Below are 8631 nucleotides of genomic sequence, written 5' to 3' on the forward strand. Positions count from 1 at the left end.
GGTACCTGATGACGATGAGAGAACGCTGTGAGGGGAGAATGACCTTCATGAAGGCGAACCTCCTCGACCCCGCGGTGGGCCGGTACATCCTCGACCACTCCACCCCGCCCGACCCCCTGCTCGACGAGCTGGCGCGGGAGACCGCCGAGGCGACGGGCGACGCCGCCAGGATGCAGATCTCCGCCGACCAGGGCCGGTTCCTGACCATGCTGACCCAGCTCGCGGCCCCGGCCGTGGCGGTCGAGGTGGGCACGTTCACCGGCTACTCGTCGGTGTGCATCGCGCGAGGGTTGTCCGGCGGGCGGCTGCACTGCTTCGACGTGAGCGAGGAGTGGACGTCCATCGCCCGGCGCTACTGGGAGCGGGCGGGCCTGACCGACCGCGTCTCGCTGACGCTCGGGCCCGCCCTGGAGACGCTGGCCGCCTTCGACGAGCCGATCGACCTGGCCTTCCTCGACGCCGACAAGGGCAACTACCCCGGTTACTACGAGTTGCTGGTCGAGCGGCTGCGCCCGGGCGGCCTGCTGCTGGCCGACAACACGCTGCGCAGCGGCCACGTGGCCGACCCGGCGCACTCGGAGACGACGACGGTGCAGATCCGCGAGTTCAACGACCTGGTGATCGAGGACCCGCGGGTGAGCGTGGTGATGCTGCCGGTCGCCGACGGGATCACGATGATCAGGAAGAACCACTAGATCGCGGGACGCCGCCGCCGTTACTCTGAGTGATCCTTTGGAAACCCCCGGGAAAGCATGAGGACGGCGGCATGGTCAGGCCCCTGGAAGAGCGCTACCGCACCGTGCGCGAGCTGTTCCCCGAGTTCCGCATCGAGACGGTGCAGGGCCGGATCGTGGTGAACGAGCCGGGCACCTGGCAGCACAACACGATCCTGTCCCGGACGTTGTTCCAGCTCGCCGCCGCGGCGGCGGTCCGGGGCTGGGAGATCTGGCCGAACATCACCGTCTACCTGGGCCCCGGCCACGATCTCTACGTGCCCGACCTGGCCGTGGTCCCGCGCCGGCCGCGTCTGCACGAGGAGCACGCCGTCCACGGCGCCTCGACGATCCTGCTCGTGGACGTCGTCTCGGTGGCCACGACGTACGACGTGCACTTCGTCAAGACGGGCGGTTACGCGCGCGGCGGGGTGCCGCTCTACCTGGTGATCGACCCGTTCCAGCGGCTGGTGACGCTGTTCGGCGGGCCTGGCGGGCGGCGCTACCGCAGCGAGAACGTCGTCTCCCTGGGCGAGCCGGTGTTCCTGCCCGACCCGTGGAACCTCCACGTCGACACCGCGGCCCTGACGGAGGCCGGCGCCTGAGACGCCGGCCGTCCGCGCGGCTCTAGCCGATCTTGTGGATCCAGTTGCGGGTGTCGGGACGGGCGCCGTACTGGATGCCGACGAGCTCCTCGCGCACCCGCATCGTCACCGGGCCGGGGGTGCCGTCGGCGATGGTCCAGGAGCGGTCGTCGCCCCTGACCGAGCCCACCGGCGTGACCACGGCGGCGGTGCCGCACGCGAACACCTCGGTCAGCTCGCCGGAGGCGCAGGCGGACTCCCACTCGTCCACCGAGACCAGCCGCTCCTCGGTCTCCAGGCCGAGGTCGCCGGCCATCTCCAGGATCGACTCCCGGGTGATGCCGGGCAGCAGGGTGCCGGTGAGCGCCGGGGTGACGAGCTTGTTGCCGAAGACGAAGAACAGGTTCATCCCGCCCATCTCCTCGACGTACTCGTGCTTGTGGGCGTCGAGCCAGACGACCTGGTCGCAGCCGTTGTCGACGGCCTGGCGCTGGGCGACGAAGGCGGCGGCGTAGTTGCCGCCGCACTTGGCGAAGCCGGTGCCGCCGGGCGCGGCGCGCGTGTACTCGGTGGACAGCCAGACCGAGACGGGCTTGATGCCGCCGCTGAAGTACGAGGCCGCCGGCGAGGCGATCACCATGTACTTGTAGGTCTTCGACGGGTAGTTGACGCCGAGCCCGGCCTGCGTGGCGAACATGAACGGGCGCAGGTAGAGGCTGTGGCCCTCGGTGGTCGGCACCCACTCCTTGTCGGCCGAGACCAGCAGCTCCAGCGACTCCACGAACGCCTCCTCCGGCAGTTCGGGCATGGCCATGCGCTCGGCCGAGCGGTTGAAGCGGGCGGCGTTCGCGTACGGCCGGAAGGTCGCGATCGAACCGGAGATCTGCCGGTACGCCTTCAGGCCCTCGAACAGCTCCTGCGCATAGTGGAAGACCGAGGTCGCGGGGTCGAGCGAGAGCGGCCCGTACGGCATGAGCCGGGCGTCGTGCCAGCCCTCGCCGTCGGTGTAGTCGATCGAGATCATGTGGTCGGTGAAGACCTGCCCGAACCCGGGGTTCGCCAGTACCTGCTCCCGCTCGGCCGCGGTGCGAGCGTGGTCGGAATGCTGCACGTCGAAGCTGAGCTTCTGAGCGATGGTCATGACGGAGGTCCTTCTCTCTACGAATCTGCGACTTCGAAAGCTGATTCTGTTAGCTACTGCCCGCGAGCAGTATTCGTACTTCCTAGTGTCTCGCGATTTGGGATGGCAAGAGGCAGTTGGGGTGGTTAGAACCGGCGAACGCGAAAAAGCGCCTGGCAGTCCGTGTTCGGACCGCCAGGCGCGTGCGGGGCTAGGCGGTCCTAGCCGGCTACTCGCGCGGCGATGTCGTCGCCGATCTCGCTGGTCGTGCGGCCGGCGCGGCCGGTCACCCGCTCGGCGATGTCGGCGGCCACGGCCTGCTCGACCTTGGCGGCCTCGGCGTGCAGGCCGAGGTGGTCGAGGAGCATGCCCACGGACAGGATGGTGGCGGTCGGGTCGGCCTTGCCCTGACCGGCGATGTCGGGCGCGCTGCCGTGCACCGGCTCGAACATGCTCGGCGAGGTGCGCTCGGGGTTGATGTTGCCGCTGGCCGCCAGGCCGATGCCGCCGGCGATGGCGGCGCCGAGGTCGGTGATGATGTCGCCGAACAGGTTGTCGGTGACGATCACGTCGAAGCGCTCGGGCTGGGTGACGAAGAACATCGAGGCCGCGTCGATGTGGCTGTAGTCGGTGGTGACGTCGGGGAACTCCGCGGCCACGCGGTTGACCGTGCGCTGCCAGAGGTCGCCGGCGAAGGTGAGCACGTTCGTCTTGTGGACGAGCGTGAGCTTCTTGCGGGGCCGCGACTGAGCCTTCTGGAAGGCGTACCGCACGACGCGCTCGACGCCGTGGGCGGTGTTCAGCGACTCCTGAGTGGCGATCTCGTGCGGCGTGCCGCGGCGCATGACGCCGCCGGTGCCCGCGTAGAGGCCCTCGGTGCCCTCGCGGACGACGACCATGTCGATGTGCTCGGCGGTGGCGCCGGCCAGCGCGGTCTCGACGCCGGGGAACAGCTTGACCGGCCGCAGGTTGACGTAGTGGTCGAACTCGAACCTGAGCTTGAGCAGCAGGTCGCGCTCCAGGATGCCGGGCGGCACGCTGGGGTCGCCCACGGCGCCGAGCAGGATCGCGTCGTAGCCGCGCAGCTCTTCGAGCACCGCGTCGGGCAGGGTCTCGCCCGTGCGGTGGTAGCGGGCTGCGCCCAGGTCGTAGTGGGTGGGCTCGATCTTCGTGCCCACGGCCTCCAGGACCTTGAGCCCTTCGGCTACGACCTCGGCGCCGATGCCATCCCCGGGGATGACGGCCAGGCGGATGTTACGCGACTCCATGGGCGGTACCTTACCGGCTCGTCTCGGCTGACGAACACATCATCTCAACAACCGGACAATCCGTTTTGGGGGGATTGCGACCTTTTGACCGTTTCGTTAGAGTCCGACGAGCCTAATCCACGCAGCCGCTGCGTGGAGCCGGGGACCCATCTTTCCCCCCGGGGCGAATCGGCTGCGCCTCCCCCCCGAGGAGCCGCCGTAGGGCTACTTCCAGGCCCGAGCCCGTCAGCTAACCCGGTCGGCCACGTGGAAGGACAGTCCCCTGTCTAGCATCGCCATCCTTGTGGCGGTGGCAGCGGGCGCAGCAGGTCTCGTGCCTGCCGCCCCCGCGGCTCCCGCCGCTCCGGCCGCTCCGGCCGCCCCCACCTCCTCCATCACCCTCACCGGCCCCCAGGTGAAACAGGTCCAGGAACGGCACGCGCCGAAACCGGCCTGGAAGGTCGCCCTCGAATACGCCATGGACAAGCGCGGCACCCCGTACGTGTGGGGCGGCGCCAGCGAACGGGGCTACGACTGCTCGGGCCTCATGCTCCGGGCCTACGAGGACGCCGGCATCGAGCTCCCCAGAACCGCCGCGGAGCAGTACGGCGCCTTCTCCAGGAAGATCGCCTGGAAGGACCTCAAGCCAGGCGACCTGGTGTTCTTCAGCGGCCTCGGCCACGTCGGCATGATCTCCAAGCCCGGCTACATGGTCCACTCCCCCCACACCGGCGACGTGGTGAAGGAGGAACGCCTGTCGCAGTGGCGCAGGCAGGCCTTCGTCGGCGCGGTACGCCCCGACCCCAAGGGCGTCAAGCGCTGGGCCGACTACAAGCAGCTCCAGAAGGCCCCCGCCCCCGCCATGCTCACCGCGACCCTGTGACGACGACCTTCCCCGGGGCGTGCCCCTCCTCCTGGTAGCGGACGGCCCCCGGGAGCTCGCCGAAGGGGAAGGTCCTGTCGATGACCGGGGTGACCGCGCCCCGCTCGATCAGCCCGGTCAGCGTCAGCAGGTTCGCCCTGTTGCTCCCGCAGCGGACGACGTCCGCCCTGACGATCCGCTGCGGGACGAAGGGCCCCGACGCGAGCGCGGCGAACATGTGGCCGGCCGGCTGCACCCAGCGGCCGGCCGGCCCGCCGACCAGCACGTACGTGCCCTTCCTGGTCAGGACGCGGCGGCAGTCCGTCAGCCGGCGGCCGCCCGCCACGTCGAGCAGCAGGTCGAAGCGCCGGCCCGAGGCCGCGAAGTCCTCCTTGGTGTGGTCGATGACGTCGTCCGCGCCGAGCGAGCGGACCAGGTCCGCGTTGCGCCCGCTGCACACGCCCGTGACGTGCGCCCCCAGCGCCTTGGCGAGCTGCACGGCGAACGTGCCCACGCCGCCGGACGCGCCGTTGACCAGCACCTTCTGGCCCGGCTGGAGGCGTCCCTCGTCGCGCAGCGCGATCAGCGCGGTGTTGGCCGCCATCGGCACCGCCGCCGCCTGCTCGAACGACAGGCCCGCCGGTCTGGGCGCCACCTCGCCCTGCCGCAGGCAGACGTACTCGCCGAAGCCGCCCCCGAGCGACATCGCGTACACCTCGTCGCCGGGACGGAACAGCGTGACGTCCTTGCCGGCCGCCTCGACCTCCCCCGCCACGTCGGCCCCGAGGACGGCGATGCGCGGCCGGCGCAGCCCGACCCCGCCGCCCATGACCCGGGCCAGGTACGGCTCCCCCCGCATGAAGTGCCAGTCGTAGGGCTGCACGGACGTGGCCCGCACCCGGACCAGCACCTCGTCGTCGCGCGGCACGGGCCGCTCGACGTCGGTCAGGACGAGCTGGTCGGGCGAGCCGAACGAGCGCAGGACGTACGCCTTCATCGTTTTCTCCCTCGTGCCGCTGATGTGCCGCCAGTGTGGGCGTGACCTGCGCGGACGCTCAACGGTCGAAAGGCGACGGCCCGATGGCCGAAAGTACGACGGCCCGCCCGCCGATGGTGCGAACCAGGACCGGCCGTCCGCGCGATGACCGGGCACGGGCGTGGGCGGCACGCTCTCAGGCATGAGATGGATCGCACCCGCCGGGCTGCTCGCGCTCAGCGTCGTCCCGCTGGTCGCCGGCGCAATCCGGGTGACCGAACTGGCCGCCGGCGCCCCCGTGACGGCGGACAACGCGCGCTTCTTCGCCATGCCCGTGCCGGTGTTGCTGCACATCCCGGCTTCCCTGGTGTTCTGCGTCCTCGGCACGTTCCAGTTCCAGGCCCGGTTCCGGGCCGGGCGGCCGGGGTGGCACCGCGCGGCGGGGCGGGTACTGGTGGCGTGCGGGCTGGTCGCGGCGCTGTCGGGGGTGTGGCTGACGCTCTTCTCCGACCTTCCCGCCGGCGACGGGACACTGCTGGCCGCCTTCCGGCTGCTGTTCGGGACGGCCATGGCCGCCTGCCTCCTGCTCGGCCTGGCCGCGATCCGGCGGCGCGACCTGGCCCGGCATCGCGCCTGGATGACCCGCGGGTACGCGATCGGACTCGGCGCGGGCACGCAGGCGTTCACCCTGGCGTTCGGGCTGGCCGCCTTCGGGCCGCCCGGCGAGCTCGGCCGGGCGCTGCTCGTCGGCGCGGGCTGGGTGATCAACCTGGCGGTGGCCGAGTGGGTCGTCCGCAGAACCCTCGGAGGTCAGGTGCGTACGCGGTCGGTCTCGTAGGCCCACATGGCGATCTCGACGCGGTTGCGCACGCCGAGCTTGGTCATCAGGCTCGCGACGTGGCTCTTGACCGTGCTGAGCGAGATGTGCAGCTCGCGGGCGATCTCGCTGTTGGTCCGGCCGCGGGCCACGGCGCGCAGGATCTCCTCCTCGCGGCCGGTGAGCGCCTCGACCGGCTGCGCGGGCGTCTCCGTACGCCCGGCTCCGGCGAAGGCGGCCAGCAGGCGCGCGGTCACGCTCGGGGCGATGAGCGCCTCGCCGCCGGCCGCCGCGGTCACCGCCTGGGCGAGCAGCGCCGGGCCGGCGTCCTTGAGCAGGAACCCCCTGGCTCCGGCGCGCAGGGCGGCGTAGACGTACTCGTCGAGGTCGAACGTGGTGATCACGACCACCGCCATGGGGTCGGCGACGTCGGGCCCGGCCAGCTCGCGGGTGGCCGCGATGCCGTCGAGGCCGGGCATGCGGATGTCGAACAGGCACACGTCGGGGCGCAGGCGGCGGGCCAGCTCGACGGCCCGCCTGCCGTCACCGGCCTCGCCGACGACCTCGATGCCGGGCTGGGCGTCGAGGATCATCCTGAGCCCGGTACGCGCGATCTCCTGGTCGTCGGCGACCAGCACCCGGATGGCCGCCGTGCCCTCCGGGTCTCTTCCCGCGGCCTCCTGCTGAGCGTTCATGCCGCTTTCTTCCGCGCTCACGCGGCCTCCTGCCGGGCGTTCATGCGGTCTCTTTCGGCAGGACGGCGGTGACCGTCCAGCCCCGGTTGGGGTTGGGGCCCGCCTCGCAGGTGCCGCCGAGCAGGGCGGCGCGTTCGATCATGCCGATCAGGCCGTAGCCGGGGGCGGCGACCCCGCCGGCGCGGTCGCCGTCGTCGCTCACGGTCAGGCGTACGGCGGCGTCGTCGGCGGTGACCCGGACGGTGATGTGGGTGGCGTGACGGGCGTGCCGCCGGGCGTTGGTGATCGACTCCTGGGCGATGCGGTAGAGCGCCGCGCCGGCCGAAGGCGGCAGGTCGCCGAGCCCGTCCGCGATCTCCACCTCGACGGCCGGGCCGACGCGCGGGCGTCCGGCGAGCCGCCGCAGGTCGTCGAGGTGACGGCCCGGGGTCAGCTCCGCCGGCTCGTTCCTGCGCAGCACCCGGACCATGGCCCGCATCTCGGCGAGCGTGCGCGACGCCTCGGCCTCGATCACCCGCAACGCGTCGGTGGCCGCGCCCGGCTCGGAGGCGGCGGTGGCCAGACCCGCCTGGGCGCGGATGGCCATGGCCGAGACGTGGTGGGCGACGGTGTCGTGCAGGTCGCGGGCGAGCTGTTCGCGTTCGAGTAGTTTGACCTGGTCGAGCTCGCGCAGCCGCGCGCCGGCCCGGAAGCGGAAGGCGCTGCCCAGCCCGACGGTCGCGACCAGCACGCCGAGCGCCGGGACGACGTCGCCGGGCGCCATGCGTCCGGACACCAGCGACAGGCCGACCGCGACCAGCCCGGCCGCCATCCCGATCACGGCCTCGCGCCCCGAGCCCCACCGGAACAGCGCGTAGAGCACGATCGTGACGAACGCCAGCGTGTACGTCTCCACCGGCTCGCCGCCGGTCAGCAGCGGGGCCACGGTCGTGGCGCCGAACACGAGCGCGACCATGAGCAGCGGCCTGGTCCTGCGCCACAGCAGCGTGGGGATCAGCGCGACGGTGACGGCCGTCGAGACCACCGGCCAGCGGAGGTCGGGCCGCAGCATTCCCTCGATCACCGCGGCCGGCACGAGCACCGCGACGAGCGCCCAGTCGCGCCACACCCGCACGGGCGGGCCGGGAGGACGAGGCTCGCGCCACACGGAACGAAGGAGGCCGGCCACCCCCATATCGTAAGCGCGCCCCCATTCCCCCGCATCGCCCCGAACCCCCGTCCCACAGGCGGGGCTGGGTGTCGGGACCTCGGGCGCGGAGTTACCGGCCTGCGAGGGGGTCAGTGTTTGCGGGCGTCGAAGATGAGGTCCCAGGCGCGGGACTTGGCGTGGGCGACCGCGCCCAGCAGCACGCCGCTGTCGCCCAGCGCGCTGGCCACCACCCGCGGGCGCAGCGGCCCGAGCTCGGCGATGCGGCGCTCCACGGACGCGCCCAGCAGGTCGAGGTTGCGCCCCACTCCCCCGCTCAGCACGATCACCTCCGGATCGAGCACGGCGGCCACGGCCACCAGCAACCCGCCGATGCGCCGGCCCTCGGCCTCCACGACCGACCTGGCCGCCACGTTCCCCTCGGCGGCGGCGGCGAAGACCTCCCTCGCCGTCTCCAGCTCCAGCCCCGC

General features: G+C 72.0%; 10 protein-coding genes and 1 riboswitch. Of the genes, 4 read left to right on the forward strand and 6 right to left on the reverse strand.

All coding sequences use genetic code 11. The features are described from left to right. The first annotated feature begins 47 nt into the window (after positions 1–47). Together ACWCSD_RS17595 and ACWCSD_RS17600 are read left to right on the forward strand one after the other, a co-directional pair. The gene (locus ACWCSD_RS17595; RefSeq protein WP_397164582.1) at positions 48–695 is read left to right on the forward strand and encodes an O-methyltransferase; all 648 of its coding nucleotides are present in this window, start codon (positions 48–50) and stop codon (positions 693–695) included. A gap of 71 nt (positions 696–766) precedes the next feature. Next, positions 767–1318 carry a Uma2 family endonuclease gene (locus ACWCSD_RS17600; RefSeq protein ID WP_358288597.1) on the forward strand — a complete coding sequence of 184 codons (552 nt, stop codon included), beginning with the start codon at positions 767–769 and terminating at the stop codon, positions 1316–1318. 22 nt (positions 1319–1340) lie between these two features. Here the strand turns inward: ACWCSD_RS17600 and ACWCSD_RS17605 are convergent, their stop codons facing one another. Both ACWCSD_RS17605 and ACWCSD_RS17610 read right to left on the reverse strand, forming a co-directional pair. Further along, positions 1341–2438 (reverse strand): branched-chain amino acid aminotransferase, encoded by a 1098-nt coding sequence (locus ACWCSD_RS17605; RefSeq protein ID WP_397164580.1) that lies wholly within the window; start codon positions 2436–2438, stop codon positions 1341–1343. A 200-nt stretch (positions 2439–2638) separates the two neighbouring features. Next, the gene (locus tag ACWCSD_RS17610; protein WP_352319018.1) at positions 2639–3685 is read right to left on the reverse strand and encodes a 3-isopropylmalate dehydrogenase; all 1047 of its coding nucleotides are present in this window, start codon (positions 3683–3685) and stop codon (positions 2639–2641) included. 99 nt (positions 3686–3784) lie between these two features. After that, a riboswitch (cyclic di-AMP (ydaO/yuaA leader) is annotated at positions 3785–3944 on the forward strand. Between the two features lie 54 nt (positions 3945–3998). Here ACWCSD_RS17610 and ACWCSD_RS17615 point away from each other — a divergent pair. After that, complete coding sequence (locus tag ACWCSD_RS17615) at positions 3999–4547, forward strand: C40 family peptidase (RefSeq protein WP_449916051.1); 549 nt, start codon at positions 3999–4001, stop codon at positions 4545–4547. Here ACWCSD_RS17615 and ACWCSD_RS17620 read toward each other — a convergent pair. Then, the gene (locus ACWCSD_RS17620; RefSeq protein WP_449916053.1) at positions 4531–5523 is read right to left on the reverse strand and encodes an NAD(P)-dependent alcohol dehydrogenase; all 993 of its coding nucleotides are present in this window, start codon (positions 5521–5523) and stop codon (positions 4531–4533) included. The two genes, ACWCSD_RS17615 and ACWCSD_RS17620, sit on opposite strands and share 17 nt — an antisense overlap. Positions 5524–5704: 181 nt before the next feature. Between ACWCSD_RS17620 and ACWCSD_RS17625 the strand changes: the two genes are divergently transcribed. Then, complete coding sequence (locus tag ACWCSD_RS17625; RefSeq protein ID WP_397164574.1) at positions 5705–6340, forward strand: DUF2306 domain-containing protein; 636 nt, start codon at positions 5705–5707, stop codon at positions 6338–6340. On the opposite strand, the gene ACWCSD_RS17630 is transcribed toward ACWCSD_RS17625, so the two are convergent. From ACWCSD_RS17630 to ACWCSD_RS17640, 3 genes are all read right to left on the reverse strand, one after another. Beyond that, the gene (locus ACWCSD_RS17630) at positions 6313–7014 is read right to left on the reverse strand and encodes a response regulator (protein WP_397164716.1); all 702 of its coding nucleotides are present in this window, start codon (positions 7012–7014) and stop codon (positions 6313–6315) included. The two genes, ACWCSD_RS17625 and ACWCSD_RS17630, sit on opposite strands and share 28 nt — an antisense overlap. 40 nt (positions 7015–7054) lie before the next feature. Then, the gene (locus tag ACWCSD_RS17635; protein ID WP_449916057.1) at positions 7055–8188 is read right to left on the reverse strand and encodes a sensor histidine kinase; all 1134 of its coding nucleotides are present in this window, start codon (positions 8186–8188) and stop codon (positions 7055–7057) included. Positions 8189–8292: 104 nt separating this feature from the next. Further along, positions 8293–8631: ROK family protein (locus tag ACWCSD_RS17640; RefSeq protein WP_449916059.1), on the reverse strand; the 339-nt coding region annotated here is incomplete at its 5' end.

The sequence above is a fragment of the Nonomuraea sp. NPDC001684 genome, from assembly GCF_053596515.1.

Coding starts and splice junctions, on each gene's coding strand:
- ACWCSD_RS17595 (WP_397164582.1), top strand. CDS start 48: ATGAAGGCGAACCTCCTCGACCCCGCGGTGGGCCGGTACATCCTCGAC.
- ACWCSD_RS17600 (WP_358288597.1), top strand. CDS start 767: ATGGTCAGGCCCCTGGAAGAGCGCTACCGCACCGTGCGCGAGCTGTTC.
- ACWCSD_RS17605 (WP_397164580.1), bottom strand. CDS start 2,438: ATGACCATCGCTCAGAAGCTCAGCTTCGACGTGCAGCATTCCGACCAC.
- ACWCSD_RS17610 (WP_352319018.1), bottom strand. CDS start 3,685: ATGGAGTCGCGTAACATCCGCCTGGCCGTCATCCCCGGGGATGGCATC.
- ACWCSD_RS17620 (WP_449916053.1), bottom strand. CDS start 5,523: ATGAAGGCGTACGTCCTGCGCTCGTTCGGCTCGCCCGACCAGCTCGTC.
- ACWCSD_RS17625 (WP_397164574.1), top strand. CDS start 5,705: ATGAGATGGATCGCACCCGCCGGGCTGCTCGCGCTCAGCGTCGTCCCG.
- ACWCSD_RS17630 (WP_397164716.1), bottom strand. CDS start 7,014: ATGAACGCTCAGCAGGAGGCCGCGGGAAGAGACCCGGAGGGCACGGCG.
- ACWCSD_RS17635 (WP_449916057.1), bottom strand. CDS start 8,188: ATGGGGGTGGCCGGCCTCCTTCGTTCCGTGTGGCGCGAGCCTCGTCCT.